The 19,788-nt window shown below is 62.5% G+C and carries 17 protein-coding genes; 4 read left to right on the forward strand and 13 right to left on the reverse strand.

Annotation, left to right across the window (positions count from 1 at the left end):
* Positions 1-698 precede the first annotated feature (698 nt).
* The 3 genes from METAC_RS0120605 (at position 699) to METAC_RS0120615 (ending at position 4,265) form a co-directional block, all read left to right on the forward strand.
* Positions 699-1,829: a type III PLP-dependent enzyme gene (locus METAC_RS0120605; RefSeq protein ID WP_026608471.1), complete on the forward strand. Its 1,131-nt coding sequence runs from the start codon at positions 699-701 to the stop codon at positions 1,827-1,829.
* Positions 1,830-2,023: 194 nt separating this feature from the next.
* Entirely contained in the window at positions 2,024-2,629 is a 606-nt protein-coding gene (locus tag METAC_RS24760; protein ID WP_051335732.1) for a GNAT family N-acetyltransferase, read from the forward strand.
* A 202-nt stretch (positions 2,630-2,831) separates the two neighbouring features.
* Entirely contained in the window at positions 2,832-4,265 is a 1,434-nt protein-coding gene (locus tag METAC_RS0120615; RefSeq protein ID WP_036255760.1) for a homospermidine synthase, read from the forward strand.
* Positions 4,266-4,370: 105 nt separating this feature from the next.
* Here METAC_RS0120615 and METAC_RS0120620 read toward each other — a convergent pair whose 3' ends face one another.
* The 12 genes from METAC_RS0120620 to METAC_RS0120685 form a co-directional block, all read right to left on the reverse strand.
* Positions 4,371-4,865, reverse strand: a complete 495-nt coding sequence (locus tag METAC_RS0120620) for a lysozyme inhibitor LprI family protein (protein WP_026608473.1) — start codon at positions 4,863-4,865, stop codon at positions 4,371-4,373.
* Positions 4,866-4,909: 44 nt separating this feature from the next.
* On the reverse strand, positions 4,910-8,413 hold the full coding sequence (locus METAC_RS0120625) for an indolepyruvate ferredoxin oxidoreductase family protein (protein ID WP_026608474.1): 3,504 nt from the start codon (positions 8,411-8,413) through the stop codon (positions 4,910-4,912).
* Positions 8,414-8,730: 317 nt separating this feature from the next.
* Positions 8,731-9,411, reverse strand: coding sequence for a hypothetical protein (locus METAC_RS0120630; protein ID WP_156898295.1), 681 nt, complete (start codon positions 9,409-9,411; stop codon positions 8,731-8,733).
* Between the two features lie 53 nt (positions 9,412-9,464).
* The gene (gene pqqE, locus METAC_RS0120635) at positions 9,465-10,577 is read right to left on the reverse strand and encodes a pyrroloquinoline quinone biosynthesis protein PqqE (RefSeq protein ID WP_026608476.1); all 1,113 of its coding nucleotides are present in this window, start codon (positions 10,575-10,577) and stop codon (positions 9,465-9,467) included.
* Entirely contained in the window at positions 10,574-10,861 is a 288-nt protein-coding gene (pqqD, locus tag METAC_RS0120640) for a pyrroloquinoline quinone biosynthesis peptide chaperone PqqD (RefSeq protein ID WP_026608477.1), read from the reverse strand. Before pqqD ends, pqqE begins: the two co-directional genes overlap by 4 nt.
* A 289-nt stretch (positions 10,862-11,150) precedes the next feature.
* Positions 11,151-11,228 carry a pyrroloquinoline quinone precursor peptide PqqA gene (pqqA, locus tag METAC_RS27515; protein WP_084144072.1) on the reverse strand — a complete coding sequence of 26 codons (78 nt, stop codon included), beginning with the start codon at positions 11,226-11,228 and terminating at the stop codon, positions 11,151-11,153.
* A gap of 234 nt (positions 11,229-11,462) precedes the next feature.
* On the reverse strand, positions 11,463-12,068 hold the full coding sequence (gene leuD, locus METAC_RS0120650; protein WP_026608478.1) for a 3-isopropylmalate dehydratase small subunit: 606 nt from the start codon (positions 12,066-12,068) through the stop codon (positions 11,463-11,465).
* A gap of 395 nt (positions 12,069-12,463) precedes the next feature.
* On the reverse strand, positions 12,464-14,854 hold the full coding sequence (locus tag METAC_RS0120660; RefSeq protein WP_036256907.1) for an arylsulfatase: 2,391 nt from the start codon (positions 14,852-14,854) through the stop codon (positions 12,464-12,466).
* A 438-nt stretch (positions 14,855-15,292) separates the two neighbouring features.
* Entirely contained in the window at positions 15,293-15,712 is a 420-nt protein-coding gene (locus METAC_RS0120670; RefSeq protein ID WP_026608481.1) for a metallopeptidase family protein, read from the reverse strand.
* Position 15,713: 1 nt separating this feature from the next.
* Positions 15,714-16,301 (reverse strand): Smr/MutS family protein, encoded by a 588-nt coding sequence (locus METAC_RS0120675; RefSeq protein ID WP_026608482.1) that lies wholly within the window; start codon positions 16,299-16,301, stop codon positions 15,714-15,716.
* A gap of 8 nt (positions 16,302-16,309) precedes the next feature.
* Complete coding sequence (gene mltA / locus METAC_RS0120680; RefSeq protein ID WP_245257535.1) at positions 16,310-17,404, reverse strand: murein transglycosylase A; 1,095 nt, start codon at positions 17,402-17,404, stop codon at positions 16,310-16,312.
* Positions 17,405-17,517: 113 nt separating this feature from the next.
* Complete coding sequence (locus tag METAC_RS0120685; protein ID WP_026608484.1) at positions 17,518-18,246, reverse strand: Tim44/TimA family putative adaptor protein; 729 nt, start codon at positions 18,244-18,246, stop codon at positions 17,518-17,520.
* A gap of 142 nt (positions 18,247-18,388) precedes the next feature.
* Between METAC_RS0120685 and METAC_RS24765 the strand changes: the two genes are divergently transcribed.
* A complete protein-coding gene (locus tag METAC_RS24765) occupies positions 18,389-18,883 on the forward strand; it encodes an FxsA family protein (RefSeq protein WP_084143842.1) in 495 nt (164 codons plus the stop codon).
* A 96-nt stretch (positions 18,884-18,979) separates the two neighbouring features.
* Here METAC_RS24765 and METAC_RS0120695 read toward each other — a convergent pair whose 3' ends face one another.
* A complete protein-coding gene (locus tag METAC_RS0120695; RefSeq protein ID WP_156898296.1) occupies positions 18,980-19,726 on the reverse strand; it encodes a TetR/AcrR family transcriptional regulator in 747 nt (248 codons plus the stop codon).
* Between the last annotated feature and the right edge of the window lie 62 nt (positions 19,727-19,788).

The following is a 19,788-nucleotide window of genomic DNA, read 5'->3' on the forward strand; positions in this document are numbered from 1 at the left end:
GACTTCTATTTTTACATTATGGAAAAAGCATGAAGCGCCTGGAGTTGGCGCTTCGCGCTTCCTCTCATCTTGGCGCAAGGTGAGCGAACCGCCGATTGTCGGCCCATCCATGTTGCCGATCTGACACAGGCAGTCGAGTTCGGGAGCGGCAAGTCGATTGCCCTCAAAAAATGCTTGAAAAGCGCGCCGAATCGCATATCTCTCGGTCTGCCCAATTTCGCACGTGCCTGTGGTCGTGTGTCGGTTGGTGGGGATCCGGACAAGAGGCCGGTCAACCGCCTGAAAAAAGGACCGACAGCCGGAGGCGAACCGGCGAACCCCGCCAAACGGGGGACGCGACTTAAAGCAACGACGGACCGGGCTTTTTCGTCTCTGTCGGCCTCCAAAGCCGACTTACCGAAGAGGCTTGTCTTTCTTGCCGGGCGTGCGGAAGGGGAACCAATCCCATTCCAAGCGAAGGCCATGAACGCTTTGAACCGCGGAATTCCGCGTGTTCACGGTGGGCATGTCCAACGGCGCAGCATCTGACCGCGCGCGGTCCTCGAGGCTTTGGCTTCGTGGAAACGATCGTGGTCGCGGATGGCGGGTCAACTGTCGCGGTCGCGTCTCCACAGCGCGGGCGTCGCTTAGCATCGCCATTCACCCCGAAGCTTATTCGTCTTGGCGCGGAAGTCCGCGCCCTTCGAAGGGATGCCGCGATGACTGATCGCATCTTGGAGTTTCTCCGCAATCGCCGTGAAGATGGGCCCTGCCTGGTGGTCGATCTCGAGGTCGTGCGCGATAATTACGCGGCCTTCGCGAGGGCGCTTCCGGACACGCGCGTTTTTTACGCCGTGAAGGCCAATCCCGACCCGCGCGTGCTCGAGCTTTTGGCGGCTCTCGGCTCTTGCTTCGACACCGCTTCGGTGGTCGAGATCGAGCAGGCGTTGGCGGCGGGCGCATCGCCGGACCGCATCAGCTTCGGCAATACGATCAAGAAGGAGCGCGACATCGCGCGCGCCTATGCGCTCGGCGTGCGGCTGTTCGCCGTCGACTGCGAGGCCGAGGTCGAGAAGATCGCCCGCGCTGCGCCGGGATCGAAGGTTTTCTGTCGCATGCTTTGTGGTGGGGCAGGCGCCGAATGGCCGTTGTCGCGTAAGTTCGGCTGCGCCGTCGAGATGGCGCCGCGCGTTCTCGAACATGCGCATCGGCTGGGCCTCGTCGCCTTCGGGCTGTCGTTCCACGTCGGCTCGCAACAGCGCAATCCCTACATGTGGGACGCCGCCTTGAAGGCGTCGGCTGCGATCTTTCGCGATCTCGCGGATCGCGGCATCGTGCTGCAGATGGTCAATCTCGGCGGCGGCTTTCCGACGCGCTATCTGAAGAGCGTGCCGGCGGTGAAGGCTTATGCGCAGGCGATCCTTCGCTCGCTGCACAAGCATTTCGGCAATCATATCCCTGAGACGATCATCGAGCCCGGCCGCGGCATGGTCGGCAATGCCGGAGTCATCGAGGCCGAGGTCGTGCTGATCTCCCGCAAGTCGGACGATGATGAGGTGAAATGGGTCTATCTCGACATCGGCAAGTTCAATGGACTCGCCGAGACGATGGACGAGATGATCCGCTATCCGATCAGGACGGCTTTCGACGGCGATGAGACCGCGCCTTGCGTCCTCGCTGGCCCGAGTTGCGACTCGGTCGACGTGCTCTACGAGAAGGAGCCTTATTTCCTTCCGATCAGTCTCGAGATTGGCTCGAAAGTGCTGATCGAGGGGACGGGCGCCTATACGACGACCTATTCTTCGGTCGGCTTCAACGGATTTCCGCCGCTGAAATCCTATGTGATCTGACCAGCCGCGTAAGGCTGGAGGTCGGGGTCGGGCGCCGTCCTTAGGCGCCCGATTTTTCGTCGTTGGACCAGCACGGAGCGAAGCTCCACTGCCCCATTTCTTGTCCCGGACGGCCGGCGTTGTCTCGATATTCGAGACCGCGCGCGGTGCGAGGGTCGTCGCGCATCCCGGCCCAGCGGCCGGCGGAGGCTCAGATGACCTTTCTCTTGAATGACATGCAAACCCTGTCGCCGATCGGGTTCCAACCTTTCGTCGCGCCCGAGATCGAAATCGTCGATGAGGGGCAATGCGATATTTTCGCGCGGGAAAGCCTTCTTGACGCAGCGTTCGGTCCGGCGCGCTTCGATAAGACGGCTCAGCGCCTGCGCGACGGGCGCTTGCCGGCGCCCGGCCTTGCGCTTGCTGCGAAGGCGGCTGGCGCACTGGTCGGCACCCTGCGGCTTTGGCCCGTCGACGCCGGCGGGGTCCAGGCTTTGCTTCTCGGTCCGCTCGCGGTCGCCAAGACATGCCGCTCGCGCGGCATTGGCCGCAAGCTCATGGCCGAGGGCTTGTTCCGCGCCTTCGCCGCGGGCCACAAGGCGATTTTGCTCGTGGGCGACGCGCCTTATTATGAGCCTTTCGGTTTCGCGCGCCGCCACACCTTGGGACTCGCTCTTCCGGGTCCGGTGGACGAGGCGCGCTTCCTTGGACTCGAGCTCGAGACGGGCGCTTTGACAAACGCCAGTGGCCTGGTCAAAGCCGCTGGGGCTTTCGATTTTTCGGCGCATCGAGTGGAGACCGAGTTCCTCTACGCCGCGTGAGCCGCGCTCGACCTCCGGCGCGGCGCTGGATCAGAAATGGCGCCGCCGCGCCTGCGTCGCTCTGACGTCACAAAATAAGACAAAGCAATGAACTGGAGCGCCGCCCGATCCAACGTTCGGGACGGCCTCCAGCGGCTCCATTCGCCTTTTTCATTGGCTCTGGCGAAGCCGCCCCCCAACTCGATCTATTGGAGATGAATCAATGTCGCAGCAATGGCCCGTGCATGGCGCAATCACCGGCCCGATCGTCCTGATCGGCTTCGGCTCGATCGGGCGCGGCGTGCTGCCGCTGATCGAGCGCCATTTCACCTTCGACAAATCGCGCTTCACGGTCATCGATCCCGAGGACAAGGACCGTCATCTTCTCGATGAGCGGGGCATCGCCTTCATCAAGCAGGCCGTCACGCGCGAAAATTTCGTCGATCTTCTGAAGCCATTGCTCACCACGGGCGGCGGCCAGCCCTTCATCGTCAACCTTTCGGTCGATGTCTCTTCCGCCGCGGTCATGCGTCTCGCTCATGAAGTCGGCGCGCTCTATGTCGACACCGTCGCCGAGCCTTGGCTCGGATTCTACACCGATACGCGCCTCACCTTGTCTGAGCGCTCGAACTACGCGCTGCGCGAGGGCGTGCTCGATGTTCGCCGCGCGCTCGGCAAAGGCCCGACGGCCATTTCTTGCTGCGGGGCCAATCCGGGCATGGTCTCCTGGTTCGTCAAACAGGCGCTCTTGAATGTCGCCGCCGATTGCGGGATCGACGCAGGCTCCCCCCAAACGCGGGAGGATTGGGCGCGGCTCGCGCATAAGGTCGGCGTCAAGGGCATTCATATCGCCGAGCGCGACACCCAACGCGCCAAGTCGCCGAAACCCATGGGGGTTTTCGTCAACACATGGTCGGTCGAAGGTTTTGTCTCGGAAGGCCTGCAGCCGGCCGAACTCGGCTGGGGCACGCATGAAAAGCATCTGCCGCCGGAAGGCAAGCGGCATCCTTTTGGGCCGGATTGCGCGATCTATCTGATGCGACCGGGCGCGGGTACCCGCGTGCGCTCCTGGACGCCGACCGCGCAGGCTCAGCATGGCTGGCTGATCACCCATAATGAGGCGATTTCCATCGCCGATTATTTCACCCTGCGCGAGGGCGGCGAACTGATCTATCGTCCGACCTGCCATTACGCCTATCGGCCGGCCGACGACGCCGTCCTTTCGCTCGACGAGATGGCCGGCGCGCAATGGCAAGTCCAGCCGAAGGCGCATATTCTCGACGAGAATGAGATCGTCGATGGAATCGACGAACTCGGCGTCCTTCTCTATGGCCACGCCAAGAACGCCTATTGGTATGGCTCGCAGCTCTCCATTGAGGAGACGCGCCGCATCGCGCCCTATCAGAATGCGACCGGGCTGCAGGTCACGTCCGCGGTTCTCGCTGGCATGGTTTGGGCTTTGGAAAACCCCGAGGCCGGAGTCGTCGAGGCCGACGAGATCGACTTCCGCCGCTGCCTGGAGGTCCAGACTCCCTATCTCGGGCCCGTCATCGGCCAATATACGGATTGGACGCCGATCAAGGATCGCGCGGTCCTGTTCCCCGAGGACATCGACGTGGAAGATCCGTGGCAGTTCAAGAATGTGATCGTGCGGTAGTGCATCATGCCGAAAAATTGCAGAGTTTTCGGACCAACATGATGAGTTGAAGGACGCGCGCCCGCTCATGCCGTGGACCCATTCACGGCATGGCTCGAAAAGGGCTCAGCGCTCCTCGAGCCAATCCTTCAGCTCCAGGAGATCGATCGCGCGCAGGGCTGTTTGCTGCAGAATGCAGTCGCCCGCGAGCGGACCTTGGATCGTCCCGTTGGGGAAAAGCTTTCGCGGCCATGCGCAGGCGAGGTCGCGGAACTCGATCCAGGCGAGCTGCGCATCCGTGAGATAGGCGCGGATCTCGTCGCTCTTCGCTAGATTTCTCGCGTCATAATAGGATTTGTTCAAAAGCTCGTCCCAGATCGTGATTTCCCGCGCGTCGCAATCGACCATCCCCGCTGTGCTGGCGCCAGCCGGGGTTTGTCGGCAAGGCTCCGCGACCTTCCCGATGCATTTACGTCGATCCGCGGCTAGCTCAGATTCGGCTAGGCAGCGCTCAATGATCGATTTTTCCGCGATGGTCGGATCCGGCCGATAGGCGTCGTCGGCGATCGCAAAGGCCGAGGAAGCGACGAGACAGGCTAAGGGGAAATGAACTTTCGCCATGGCGCGCGTCTCCGCGATCCCATGAAAAACCGTGCGACGAACGGCTATTCCGCCGCGAGCTTCGTCAAAGCCGGATCAGCGCGAAACTGGTCGAGCAGCATTTGCTCCTCCGCCTTGGCCGCTTCCAGATGCTTGGCCTTTACATGGCCGAAACCCCGGATCTTGTCCGGGATCGAGGCCAGCGCGACCGCGCTCGCATAATTGTCGCCAGATAGATTCGCAACAATTTCCTCGAGCAAAATTTGGTAGTCGACAATTAGCTTTCGCTCGATTCGACGTTCGCCCGAATAGGCGAAGAGGTCGAATGGGGTGCCGCGCAGGCCTTTCAGTCTGGCGAGCAGTTTGAACGCCCGCATCATCCAGGGTCCGAAGCTCGCCTTTAAGGGTTCGCCCTTTGCGTTCGTCCGGCCGAGGATTGGCGGCGCCAGATGGAACTCGAGCTCGAGTTCGCCGTCGAATGTCGCTTCGAGCTGGCGGACGAAGGCGCTGTCCGCATAGAGCCGCGCGACTTCATATTCGTCCTTGACCGCCATCAGCTTGAAAAGATTCCGCGCGACGGCCTTCGTGAGCGCCTCGCGGCCGTGCGTTAGCGCGCTCTCGGCCTCGGCGACCCGCGAAAGCAGGCGTCGATAGCGTTCGGCATAGGCGGCGTCTTGATAGGCGACGAGAAAACGGGCGCGGCGATCAATCAGCTCGGAAAGCGACTGCGGCTCGTTCCGCTCCGACTCTGGACGCCGCAAAGGCGCGACAATAGCGTCCACGGCGGTCGAGTCAGCGGCCATGCGCCGTCCCCAAAGGAAGGCCTGCTTGTTCATCTCGACGGCTTCGCCATTGAGCTCCAGCGCCCTCAAGATAGAGGCCTCGGCGAGCGGCACGGCGCCCTGCTGCCAAGCGTGGCCGAGCATGAACATATTGGCCGCGATGGAATTGCCCAGCAGCGCCGAGGCTATGCCGGTCGCGTCGATGAAGCGCGCGGACTCGCCCGCGGCCAGCCGGATCGCCCGCGAAAGAGATTCCGACGGCAAGGAATAGTCGGGGTTGTGCGTGAATTCGCCGGGGAAGATCTCGGCGGCGTTCACGACGACGGCCGTTTCGTTTTTGCGGATCGCGGCGAGAATGGTTTTCGAGCCGGAGACGACGAGATCGCAGCCGAGGACGAGGTCGGCCTCGCCGGCGGCGACCCTGATTGCATGAATGTCTTCGGGTTTGGCGGCGATCTTCACATGGCTAAAGACCGCGCCGCCTTTTTGCGCGAGTCCCGCCATATCGACCGTGCCGCAGCCTTTGCCTTCGAGATGCGCCGCCATGGCGAGTATGGCGCCGATCGTCACGACGCCCGTGCCGCCGACCCCCGTCACCAAGATCCCATAGGGGCGCGCGCCGATCGAGCGGATCGAAGGCTGCGGCAGGGCCGGAAAATCATGGTCCTTAGCGATGACCGCCTGTTTTGGCTTGGCGCCATGGACGGTCACAAGCGCCGGACAAAACCCCTCGAGACAGGAAAAATCCTTGTTGCAGCTCGATTGATCGATGACGCGCTTGCGGCCGAACTCGGTTTCGAGCGGTTGGATCGAGACGCAATTCGATTTGATTCCGCAATCGCCGCAGCCCTCACAGACGCGCTCATTGATGAAGACGCGCCGGTCGGGGTCCGGAAACTCGCCTCTTTTGCGGCGGCGGCGCTTTTCAGCGGCGCAGGTCTGGTCATAGATCAGAACGGTGACGCCGGAGACCGCGGCGAGCTCGCGCTGCGTCTCGTCGAGGTCCTCGCGATGGCGAATGTCGAGCCCTTCGGGCCAGTCGAGGCCGGTATGATATTTCTGCGGCTCGTCCGTCACGACGACAATGCGGCGGACGCCTTCGGCCGCGACCTGGCGCGCGATCTTGTCCACGGTGAGGCCGCCGTCGAGCCTTTGTCCGCCGGTCATCGCGACGACCTCGTTGAAGAGGATTTTGTAGGTAATGTCGACTCCGGCGGCGCAAGCGAAACGGATGGCGAGCAGGCCCGAGTGATTATAGGTGCCGTCGCCGAGATTTTGGATGACGTGCCGGCGTTTCGAGAAGGGCGCCTCGCCGACCCAATTCGCGCCCTCGCCGCCCATCTGCGTATAGCCTTCGGTGGCGCGGTCCATCATTTGCGCCATGTAATGGCAACCGATCCCCGCATAGGCGCGCATGCCTTCCGGCACTTTGGTCGAGGCGTTGTGCGGGCAGCCCGAGCAGAAATAGGGCGTGCGCACCGCGATGTCGGCGCTCGCGGCGAGATCGGCCTGCGCGCGCTCGAGCTTGCGCAGTCTCTGCTCAAGCGCTTCGTTCTGCGTGAAACGCAAGATGCGGCGGCCGATCGCGATCGCAATGTCATTGGCGTCGAGCGAGCCGGTGACCGGGAAGAGCCAGCGGCCTTGCTCGTCCTTCTTGCCGATGCAGACCGGCTGGCTCGGCGAGCCGTATAGCTCCTCGCGCAGCTGAAGCTCGATCAGCGAGCGTTTCTCCTCGACCACGATGATCAGCTCGAGCCCGCGCGCGAATTCGCGCAAGGCGGTCGGCTCGAGCGGCCAAGTGCAGCCGATCTTGAGAAGCCGAAGCCCGAACGCGTTGGCTTTGACCTCGTCAATGCCGAGATCGTCCATCGCCTGACGAACGTCGAGATAGGATTTGCCGGCCGCGATCACCCCGATCCTGGCATGCGCGCCGCCGGATGTGACGATCCGGTTCAAGCGATTGGCGCGCAGCCAAGCGAGCATGGCGTCGCGCTTGTAGTTTTGTAGGCGCTTTTCCTGCTCGAGCACGCTGTCGCGGGCCCGAATATTGAGACCGCCGGGCGGCATTGCGAAATCGAGGCGCGCGCGCATCGCCGCGCGCGCGAAGGAGACGTCGATCGACGCCGTCGATTCAATCGTGTCCTTCAGAAATTTGAGGCCGACCCAGGCGCCGGTGAAACGGCTCATGGCGAAGCCATAGAGCCCGAAGTCGATAATCTCCTGCACGCCGGCTGGGGAAAGAATCGGCATCATCACGTCGACGAAGGTGAATTCCGATTGATGCGCGGTCGTGGAGGATTCCGCTGTGTGGTCGTCGCCCATCAGGGCGAGCACGCCGCCATGCTTCGACGCGCCGGCGAGATTCACATGGCGGAAGACGTCGCCGGATCGATCGACGCCCGGCCCCTTGCCGTACCAAAGCGAGAAGACGCCGTCGAAGCGGCCCTCGCCGCGCATCTCCGCCTGTTGCGCCCCCCAGATGGCGGTCGCCGCGAGATCCTCGTTGAGGCCGGGCTGAAACCGAATGTCGTTGGCGTCGAAGACGCGTTTGGCGCGATGGAAATTATGATCGAGTCCGCCGAGCGGCGAGCCGGGATAGCCGGAAATAAAGCCGGCCGTATTGAGCCCCGCTTGACGGTCGATCTCTTTTTGCATGAGGAGGAGTCGGACGATCGCCTGCGGCCCGGAGACGAAAATGCGCTCCTTGGTCAGGTCGTACTTGTCGTCGAGCGTGACGGATTTGAGGGCCTCGAAGAGGTCGAGCGGGCCTTTGACCACGTCCGCCATCGTTCATGCCTCCTGCCGGGCGCGGGGCCACGGCTCTGCGGCCTCGTCCGCCGCATTCATTGGTATAAGCCGGCTAGGCTCGCTTTCCAAGGCTTGGCCCGGTTTTCCACCGCTCATGCGGAAAGACCGGCGCGGCCGCCCTTCGCGTGCTGGTGCAGGAGCGCTTGACGCGCCAAGTAACGCGAGATGCTCCGAGAATTGCTTCCTGGAGCGCGACCAGATCAAATCGACGTCATGGGTCAACAAGAAAGCAGCTCATAAACAAAGAGATGGAGCATGCCATGATCCAAGGAGGCGATCAACTTACTCTGAACGCGCTAATTGCCGACGCAGCTCGGATAGGGCGGCCCTTCGCCCTGCGTCACGCTGCACAACTTGATGGGTTGAAGCTTTTTGAGCCTATCATCCCATATAGAGCGGTCCAATGTTAACGGTAATTTCGACGCAGGTCCGCGCTGCGCCCATTGCACTGTGTAATAATCTTTTTCACCTTTGATGGTTATGATGAGAGCGGTCTCGCTATGCGGATGATTTGCTGCGGGAGCCGTTCCGCAACTCGCGACCACGACGAACGCGTCATAATCGCCGAGCTCGATCGCGCCCAGATCTAGAAGCTTAAACGAGCTAGGGCATGCCTTTTCGAAACCGTCGGCCATTGCAAAAGCGAGCGCTCGCGGCGACGCCTGCGGATTGGACGCCATGTCCTTCATTCCAGTGTCCGTAAGCATCTCGGTCCAAATCTCCGCCGATTCGCCCTCAGGCACGAACTCATGAATAAAAAAACTGCCGTTTTGGGTGAGATCTTCGAAAACCGGTTTGAAGCCCTTTGGGAAAGAACGGACGACCAGCTGGCTGAAAATCGGCGTCACCTGCGTGATCGTGTGGCCCTCTCGCCTCAATTTTTCGATCTCGCCTTCCGACGCCTTTTCAGCGCCGTAAGCGGAAGCGGCCCATGCGGCGTAGCCAGCTAGGGCCAAGACCTTAAAATTAAAGAACAAACGCCTATCCATAGGTGTCGAGGGAAAATCCCGCCAAAGAAATCTGCGGAAATTTATTGCGCCGGCTCGAAAAGCTTCATGCGCCGGTAGGCGTATTCAGGAATCTCGCTAGAAGCCTCCGCCGCGACGTCGGCCACTTTGCCGTGATGCGGCGAGAGATGGCACACGGGGTCGGCCTCACGCGCGTCGCCGGCGAGCGCGAGCGCCTGGCAGCGGCAGCCGCCGTAGTCAATGGTCTGACGATCGCAGGAGCGGCAAGGCTCGCGCATCCAATCGGTTCCGCGAAAGGCGTTGAACGCCGGCGAGTTGAACCAGATGTCTTCGAGCGAGCGCTCCCGCACGTTCCAGAATTCGAGGCCGGGAATCGTCTCCGCCGCATGGCAGGGAAGCGCCTTGCCGGAGGGCGTGACATTCAAGCCGCGCTTGCCCCAGCCGCCCATGCAGGCCTTGGGATAGCGCGCGTGATAATCCGGAATCACATGGTCGATCACGATGACTCCCGCATAAGTCTTGCGGAGCGCTTCGACCTCGGCGATGGCGGTTTCCGCCTGCGCCGCCGTCGGCATGAGCGCGGCGCGATTGATCATGGCCCAGCCGTAATATTGCGTGTGCGCGACCTCGACCCGGCGCGCCCCGAGCGCCACGGCGAGCTCCACCATCTTGCCGGCGCGCTGGACATTCGCGCGATGAATGACCGCGTTGACGGTGAGCGGCAGGCCGGCGCGGGCGATCCAAGCTGCGGCGGACTGCTTGCGCGCGAAGGCGCCTTCATAGCCGGCGATGCGGTCGGCGGACCCCGCCTCGGAATCCTGGATCGAGAGCTGAGCGTGGTCCAGTCCCGCTTCAGCGAGCGCATTGACAAGCGCCTCGGTGAGGCCGACGCCGGACGTGATCAGATTGGTGTAGAGGCCGACTTTGGCGCAATGCGCGACGATCTCGACGAGATCTCGCCGGGCTGCGGGCTCGCCGCCGGACAGATGGGCGTGGAGCACGCCGAGGGCCGCCGCTTGCGAAAAAACATCTTTCCAGATCGCCGTATCGAGCTCGTCCGAGCGCGGCTCTAGAGCCGGCGGGTTGGAGCAATAGGGACATCCGAGCGGGCAGCGATGCGTCAATTCGGCCAGCAGGCCGACCGGCGCTGGGATGCGTTTCGCGTCGGCGTTCATAGGTCCACCATCCTCTTGGCGGCGAGGTCGTCGAGCAGCGCGCGGACATCCGCCTCGACCCGCGCGCGGTCGGCCGAAAAAGTCGCGGCCAGATCGTCGACGATCGCATCGAAGGTGGCCTCGCCGTCGCAGCGCTGCAAGATGGCGACGGCGATAGCGTCGGCCTTGACCACGCGCTCGGGGGCGAGCAAAAGCCATTCGCCGCGCGTCTCGTCATGCTTCAGCCTCACCCCTCTGGGAAGTCGGGGCTTGGACGGAGCGGCCTCGCGAATTGGCTCATTCATGCGGCTTTGATCCTAACGCGCGATTTGAAATCGCGCCATGCTGGACAGGTCCGAAGGATGAATCCTGTCTTTAAAGGCCATTCCTCGCCGCCGTCCAATCGCAAATCGAGCCGCACGGAGAGGCTCCGGCGGCTCGAAGGAAATGCTGGCGCGGTCTTGCTGCGTGAAGATCGGGTTTGAGGGGACGCGGCGGAGATCTCGCTCGCGACCCTTGCCGGCCATGGGCCGGCGCCGAATTCGCACGGGCTCCGGAAGGACCCGGCCGCGCCGGACTATTCAGGCCCAGCCGTTAGATTTCGGCGGAGGCGTAGCTCGTCACTTCCATGCCGATGCAAACTTCAACGATGATGGGGGTCGTCCAAGCCATATTACCCTCTGTCTTTGATCAGTGTTGCGAATTGCCGGGCGCTTTTCGTTTCCATACCCTGAACGGATCGTGCCCGTTCGGGGCCGGAGACTAGCACCAAGCTTCGCGCGGCGCCATGGCTTTTTTTGCGCGATTTGACGCGCAGCCGCGATCTAGCGCAGCCCCCGATCGGAGAATTAAATTCTTGCTTTCAAGGAACAATCCGCTTCGGCGTGACGACGCTTGCGATTCAAATCAAAGCCAGCTGCGTTCGGCTGCTGTCTTTGCTTCGTAGCTTTCAATTTTCTTGGCCTTTTCCATGGTCAAGCCGATGTCGTCGAGGCCGTTCATGAGGCAATGCTTGCGGAACGGGTCGATGTCGAATCGAATGACCCCGCCATCGGGGCCGCGAATCTCCTGAGATTCGAGATCGATTGAGAGCGTGGCATTGGCGCCGCGCGCGGCGTCGTCCATGAGCTTGACGAGATTTTCGCGCGAGACCTTGATCGGCAGGATGCCGTTCTTGAAGCAATTATTGTAAAAAATATCGGCGAAGCTCGTCGAGATAACGCAGCGAATGCCGAAATCGAGCAGCGCCCAGGGCGCATGTTCGCGCGACGAGCCGCAGCCGAAATTATCCTCGGCGACGAGAATTTTGGCGTTGCGATAGGCCGGCTTGTTCAGGACGAAATCGGGGTTCTCGGAGCCGTCGTCCTTGTAGCGCATCTCGGAGAAAAGGCCTGCGCCGAGGCCCGTCCGCTTGATCGTCTTCAAGAATTGCTTCGGGATGATCATGTCGGTGTCGATATTGGTGATCCCGAGAGGCGCGGCGACGCCGGTGAGCGACGTGAATTTTTCCATTTGGGCGGGGTTCCAGGTCTTAGGAGCGTCGCCGTCGAGCAGCTACGAGACGCTTGTATTGCCAGATTGGCCGAGATCACCATGCTTTTGGACGGAAAGGTCCACAAACATGCAATGTGATCGGGTTTTGAAGACGAAAGCGGGCTTTTACGCCGCCGAGCGCGTGTTCTAGCAAGTGCGCCGACCCGGAGCAAATGAAGCCGACCCGGCCGAACGAAGACGTCCGGCCGGGATGAGCGCGAGCTTTGGGGTCGACCTTGTTCGGCTCGATCGATGGGTTGCGATCCGGTCAGGTGGGTAGCGCCCCACCGTCGGAGCAAATCGATCCACCAGCTTATTGATTTTATGGGCTGGCCGACCCCAACGCTCGAAAACCGAGCGTCGGGGTTTGACCACTATCGACGGACCAATTCGCCGCCTGCGGGCTGGAGGTCGATTTCGATCTTTTCGACCCTTCCGGTGAAGGCGAAGGGCGTTTCGTAGCTCTGCGAAACGGCGGAGCCGCTGTCCTTGCCGACGTCGAAGGGCTCGGTGATGGCGCTGCCGAAGCTGCCGAATTTGCTGAAACGCCTTTGCGCGACCTCGACCCCGTCGACAAAGAGGCGTCCGGTTCCGGGAGCGTTTTTCGGCGCCAGCAGAGGCGGCAGCCCCGAAGCCGGCCGAGGATCGGCCTCGAAGACGAAATCGATGCGCGCCTTGCCCAATGGCAAAGGTTGCGCCGATTCCAGGGTCTCGTGGATCTTGCCGAAAGTGTTCGCTTCATAGATGAGCTTGCCGTCCTTCACGAACAGGCTATAGCCGCCATAACGCCCGCCTTGCGCGACGATCACCCCTTCGACCGGCCCTTCCGACGCATCGATATAAGCGGTCAGCCGATGCGAGCGTCCGCCGACGTCGGGCACGGCATGGCCCGGCAAGCGCTCGACCCCAGAGAGATAGACGAAATGCGATTTTCCGGCGACTGGCGAAGGCGCTCCCACGGGCAGGGGCACCAAGGGGTAGACCCCATTGCGGCGAGCCTCCCAGTCGAATTCGGCCTTGAGTTCCCGCAGCTTCTCGGGGAATTTCTCGGCGAGGTCATGCGCCTCGCTGAAATCCTCGGCGACATTGTAAAGCTCCCAGCGATCATTCTCGAAACCGCCGCGGAACACTTTTGAGATGTCGGTGAATAATTCCCAAGGCGCATAGTGCCGCGCGCCGGCCACCCAGCCGTCCTTGTAGATCGCGCGATTGCCGAAGATCTCGAAATATTGCTTCGTGTGCAGGCTCTTCGCCGCCGGGTCCGCAAAGCTCGCGACCAGGCTCTTTCCCTCGAGCGGAATTTGCGCCGCGCCGTCGACCTTGTCGGGAAAGACAATTCCGGCGGCCTCGTAGATCGTCGGCGCGACGTCGTTGACATGGCTGAATTGGCTGCGAACGATGTCGGCGTTTTTCGTGTGGCCGGGCCAGGAGATCACCAGTCCGTCGCGCGTGCCGCCGAAATGCGAGGCGATCTGCTTCATCCATTGAAACGGCGCCGTCGTGGCCCAGGACCAGCCGGCGGCATAGTGATTGTCGTAGAGCGGGCTGCCGAGATCGGACAGATGCGAGAGCATCTCCGGAGCCTCGTCTCGCGAGCCGGTCAGCGTCGCGAAATTCGCGTCGGACCCTTCGAGGCCGCCTTCGGCGCTGCCGCCATTGTCGCCGACCACATAGATGACAAGCGTATTGTCCGCCTTGCCGGAGTCGGCGATCGAGCGCAACAAGCGGCCCACTTCATAATCCGTCTGAGAGAGGAAAGCCGAGTAGACTTCCATTTGATGCGCGTAGAGCTTCTTCTGATCGGCGGTCAACGAATCCCACGCCGGCAGGCCGTCGGGCCGAGGGGTCAGCTCCGTATTGGCCGGAATGACGCCGAGCTTCTTTTGGCGGGCGAAAGTCTCCTCGCGCAATCGGTCCCAGCCCTGGTCGAACTGGCCGCTATATTTGGCGATCCATTCCTTGGGCACATGGTGCGGCGCGTGCGTCGCGCCTGTCGCGAAATAAAGGAAGAAAGGCTTTTCGCTCGCGACCGCGTCATGCTGATGCAGCCAATGAATGGCGTCGTCGACGAGATCGGTTGTGAGGTGATAGCCCTGCTCGGGTTTTTTCGGCGCATCGACCGGCGTCGTGTTGCGATAAAGGGTCGGCTCCCACTGGCTCGTCTCGCCGAACATGAAGCCGTAATAATATTCAAATCCGAGTCCCGTCGGCCAATGATTGAAAGGCCCCGCCGGATTGATCTCCCAATCGGGCGTGTTGTGCCATTTTCCGAAAGCCGCCGTGCTGTAGCCGTTGAGGCGCAGGATCTCGGCGATCGACGCCGTCTCCTTCGGCCAGATGGAATTATAGGCGGGATAGCCCGCCGCGACGTCGGCGAGATTGCCAAACCCTGTTTGATGATGATTGCGGCCGGTCAACAAGGCCGCGCGGGTGGGCGAACAAATCGCAGTCGTGTGGAATTGATTGTAGCGCAGGCCGCCGGCGGCGAGCCTGTCGAGTTCCGACGTGGCGGCCGGTCCGCCAAAGGTCGCCGCAGCGCCGAACCCCACGTCGTCGAGCAGGATCAGAACGATATTCGGAGCGTCGGCCGGCGCGCGCGGCGACGCAGGAAAGGCGGGAACGGATTGCTCCCGCGTGTCCGCGATCTTGCCCTGAAACGGCGTTGAAGGCTTTGGCAGGGTCTCTTCGGCCCGGCTGGCCGCGTCGGCGAAAGGGATAAGGCCAAGCGCCAGCGCCATGGCCCTGAAGCACAGGAACTTTTTCATTTTCAGCATGCCTCGAAAGAAGAACGGTCGAGCGGAGAGCGGGCTCGAGAGCGCGATAGCGCCGAAGCATCAGCGCTCTCAGGCCATGGTGGAGGGCCTGGCGGGAGTTGGCCGAGAGAAGCTGTCAAAAGCACGCCGCCGGGCGGCGTTCTCGACGATGGGCCTTGAAAGGCGGCGACGGATTTCCGGTCGCGCGGCGCGCAATAGGCGGATCGGCCGCGCTGACGGGGAGAGAGCCGATCCAAGATCATTGTGGTCCGCTACGTCGGTTTTCGCGCAACTCGGGAATCGCCCTGCGCCGCGGCGGCGCCACTTGTTCGGCGGCGCCGCATGGGATGACGTTAGACCATAAAAATATTTAATGTCTATAGATTTTATGCATTTTAAGCGCGCCGACGCCTACGTGGAAGCGCGCTTTCGCGAGACGCGAGATTAGGCTTACGCAACGCTTTCCTCGATCGCCTGCATATCGTCGTCGGAGAGGCCGAAATGATGGCCGATCTCATGCACGAGGACATGGGTGATCACGGCGCCGAGCCCATCCTCCTGGTCCGCCCAGAAATCGAGGATTGGTCGCCGATAGAGCCAGATCATATTGGGAAACTGGCCGGTCACGGGCGTTGCTTCGGATTGCGCCCGGCCGCGGCCGCGGAACAGTCCCAAGAGATCATATTCGCTCTCGCATTGCATATCGTCGAGCGTTTCGTCGTCGGGAAAATCTTCGACCTGGATCACGAGGCCCTCGCAAAGGCGGCGAAAATTGTCCGGAAGCGCCGCGAAAGCCGCCTCCGCCAGCCGCTCGATGTCGTGGAGCGCGGGCGCGGTCAGGTCCGATAGGTTGCTGGTTTCAAGGGTCATTTTATGGGTTTCCGCGCGGCGCCCGATCGCGCCGCCTCAACCGAACGTAGAGGGCGCCTGCGCCGCCATGCGGGCGAGCGGCCTCCTCGAAGCCGATGACAATGGCATGATATTCGGGCCCGCGCAGCCATTGCGGCACGTTCCGCCGCAGCACGCCGGAATCGCCGTCTTCCGCGCCGCCGCGCTCGCCCTTGCCGGTCACCACGAGAACGAGGCGCGCGCCGTCTCTTTGCGCGCGGGATAGGAATTGGCGCAGGGCGACAAAGGCCTCCTGCCGGCGCATGCCATGAAGATCGATCGCGGCATCGGGCGCCGCCAGGCCGCGCGACAGCTTTTGCCGAAGTCGCCGCTCGAGCGGCGCCAGCGGCGGCGGCTTTTGCGAGCGGGGCGTCGCCGCGGGGGCGGCCGGGGCGATCTCCGCAGCGACGGCGGGCGCGGGGTCGACGGAGGGAGCAGCCATGCCTTCGACCGGCGCGGGCTTCGGCAAAAGATGGCCGCGCCGCGGCTCCACAGTCTTGGCGACGGTGAGCCAAAGCTCGATCTCCTCGGCGGTGAGCCGGCGCGCGCGGGCCCTGCCGAAAGACGACATGCTTTCCTTCACCGTGAAAAACCTTCTTCCGTCGGAAGAAAAACGATAAATTCCCCCGCGTCGCGAATATCGCCTGCGCGCGCGCCTGCGTCATCCCCCGAGCCGAAAAAAATATCCGCCCGCGCCGGACCGATGATCGCCGAGCCGGTATCCTGCGCGACCATGAGCCGCCGGAACGGCGAAGGCGCGGAACTGGCCCAGGGAATCTTTGCATCGATCCAGACCGGCGAGCCATAAGGCCAAATCGTCCGGTCGACGGCGATGGAGCGGAGCGGCGCGAGATTGACGCCTTGCCCGCCAATCGGGCCATCGGCCGGATCCAGCGTCGGGTCGAGCGCGAAGAACACATAGGATTTGTTGCGCTGCATGAGCGCGCGCCCGGCTTGGCCCGGCTCTTGGCCGTGGTCGCGCACCCAGGCCTTGAGCCGGGCGAGGGACATTTCAGCCTCGGCGATTTCGCCCGCCTCGATCAGAACGCGGCCGATCGACGTATAGGGCTGGCCGTTGCGTCCGGCATAGACGAGACGAAGGAGCCGTCCATCGGGGAGGCGGACGCGGGCTGAGCCCTGCACCTGGATGAGAAAAACCTCGATTGGATCGCTGAGCCAAACGATCGGCGCGGCATGGCTTGCGATCGCGCCGGACTCGATTGCGGCGCGGTCGGGATAGGGGGCTGCGCCATCGGCGGCGGCGGGCAGATCCGCGGGGCGCGAAAGAAGAGGCGCGGTGAACGCCGCGGTCCGCGTCAGGGAGCCTTTGACGACGGGCTCGTAATATCCTGTGAAAAAGCCGAGCTTATGCCCTTTCGAAGCGCGCGTCTCGACCCGGTAGGGCCTGAAATGCGTCTCGAAGAAACGCCGCGCTCGAGCGCGATCCCCCAAGGGCTCGGTCAAGGCGGCCCGGCAGACCGCGAGAAGAGCAGGGGAGGATGCGACCGCCTGGCGTAAAACAGGGCGAGCCGCAACCATCGCCGCACAAGAACGCCGGAAGACCGAGAAGGCTTCGATATGATCGTCAACGGCGAAGCCGTCGAGATCCGCGAAAGACAGTTCGCTCAGCGCGAAGTCTTGAGTCGCACGGCTCATGCGATGATAGACCGACACCGGCGGGCGGCTCTCATCGGAAGTCGCCGCGACCCTCGCGCCAGATGCTCAGGAGACATCGGATTCCGATGCCTGAATGTCGAAAAAGGCGATCAATTTTTTTAGAATATTGCTTAGGACCCGGTTCTGGTCGCGGTCAGTCGCCAATTTGGATCGCGCGAGCCGACGTCCCGAGAATAGGTCCATATATCTTTGATCTCGATGACCTTATCGGCGCTTCCCTCGATCACGGCGCCGTCCTGGCCGCGCGTCGCGGTGATGATCTGCGCGGCGTAGCGCAAGGTAATGAGCGCGGTGCGCCCCGAAAGCTCGGCGTCGTCGATGACGGCCTTGTCGATCGAGACAAAGGTCGTCTCGACCTTCTCGCCGCGCTTTTCACGTTCGCCGATCGCCGCTGAGAAGCTATCGTAGACATCCTTGGCCAGGAGATTCTCCAGCACCGGACGATTGCCTGCGGCGAAGGCGGAAACGATCATCTCATAAGCGGCCTTGGCCCCGTCCAGAAAGGGCTGAACCGCGAAGGACGGATCGGCCGCCGCGATCGCGTCGAGCCCGGTCCAGGTCTTAGACCCGGGCTCGGCAAAGCCCTTCCAGCGGTCGTCCGGACTGGCGGGCGCGCCCTCGCGCGTCGCGACAGGAATATCAGGCGCGCCCGGCAGAACCACGATGTTGTCGTCACGCCGCGGCGGCGCGGCGACGCGTTCGGGAGCGCGGCTCACGAAGGGATTGCTCGGCGGCTTTTCTGTTCCGCTCCGCGTCCCGAGAATGGAGCGCAGCTTCCAGATCACAAAAACTGCGAGGAGCGCGAATATGATCGTCGTAGCGTCGAATGAATCTTGCATCGCTCTACTTGAGGTCTGATTTTCGCTCAGGGCGGGTTCGCCATAATACGAACTTTAACATATAATCCTATTTTGGGAGAGAAAGGCGGAAATCGGGGCATGGCGACGGCCGTGCCGTGGCTCTTGATCGGATGGTGCGCGCATGCGTCTCCCGACTCAGCTTATGCTCGGCTTTGCGATCTGGCTGATCGCGGAGATCGTTGTCTTCGGCATGATCGTTGAAATTCTAAGTTTCAGCGGCGCTGTTCTTCTCTGCCTCATGACGAGCCTCGCCGGCGCGGCCATGCTGCGGCGGCTCGGCCTCTCGGCCGCTTTTCGGTTGCGCAAGGCCCTCGCCAATCGTTCGCAGGAGCAGGCCGGCCTTTCGCGCGAGGCTCTCCTCGACGGGACCCTCGCCGGGCTCGGCTCGATCCTGCTGATCTTGCCGGGTTTCGTCTCGGACTTCATCGGTTTGGCTCTGACCGCGCCATCGATCAGATTCTGGGTGACGGAGCGGATTCGGGTCGGCAAATATGCAGCCCCGCCCGACGGCCGTCGTCCCGCCGCGCCGAAAGTCATCGATCTCGCCGCAAAAGACTGGACCCGCGTCGAGGAGCCAGTTTCACAACGGCGGCGCACCCCTCCTGATCCAGCTTAGAGCGATTTATCCGACATCTTACGAGAACTCGCTCCAACTCGTTGATCCGGAACGAGTTCTCGTCGATTGGACGGATCCATCCAATGAGCGCGCGTTCTAGGAAGAGGCGCGCTCCTCCCGCGCCTCGCCGCGTTCCTTATCCACCGTTGGGCGGCGATGGTCGAACACCGCGCGGGCCAGCGAGAAGAGAGGAGAAGCGAGCCGGTTCAGATCTTCCGCCCGTTCGACGAATCGGCCGCCGCGCGTCAATTCTCGGTCGAGCGCGGCCATGGTCGCGGCCAATCCCTTGTCCTCGTCGCGGAACCAAACCCCGAGAACCCGGGTCCAGGCCAGCGCCAATCCTTGCAGCTTGAGGCCGCCGACGACGCCTTCCGAATCGACGCCCGCCGCTTCCAGCATGAAGCGCATCGAATTGACGAGGACGCCGTTCAAAGCGGCGGCGCCGAGCGGATCGCGCCGCGCCCAATCCCAAACGCCTTCGAGCCCGAGCTTATAGGGCGCCAAAGCGTCAAGCCGGCGCATCAGCACGTCGAACAGGCGCTCCTTGGCCGGCTCGCCGAGAAGATCGTCGCCTGTTCCTTCGAGAACAATTCGGTCGATCTTGCGCGAGAAGGCTGCGAGCGCGGCCCCTTTGGATGGAAAGCAATCGCGGAAAGTTGAGAGCGAGACATTCGCCCGGGTCGCGACGTCCGAGATCGTGATATCTTCCCAATTGCGCTCGCCGGCGAGTTCGAGCAACGCATCGACGATGGCGGCCTTGGGATCTTGCGGCGCAGGCGCGATATCCTTCGCGCCGAGCGCTCCGAACGCGGCTGTCGCGTCGTCGTCATCCTTGTCGACCATCTCCGCCTCCGAGGTCCTTGGCCATTGTCGCTGTCGCTTATCTAGCGCCTCGACGCCTCAGT

The sequence above is a fragment of the Methylocapsa acidiphila B2 genome, from assembly GCF_000427445.1.
GTDB lineage: Bacteria > Pseudomonadota > Alphaproteobacteria > Rhizobiales > Beijerinckiaceae > Methylocapsa > Methylocapsa acidiphila.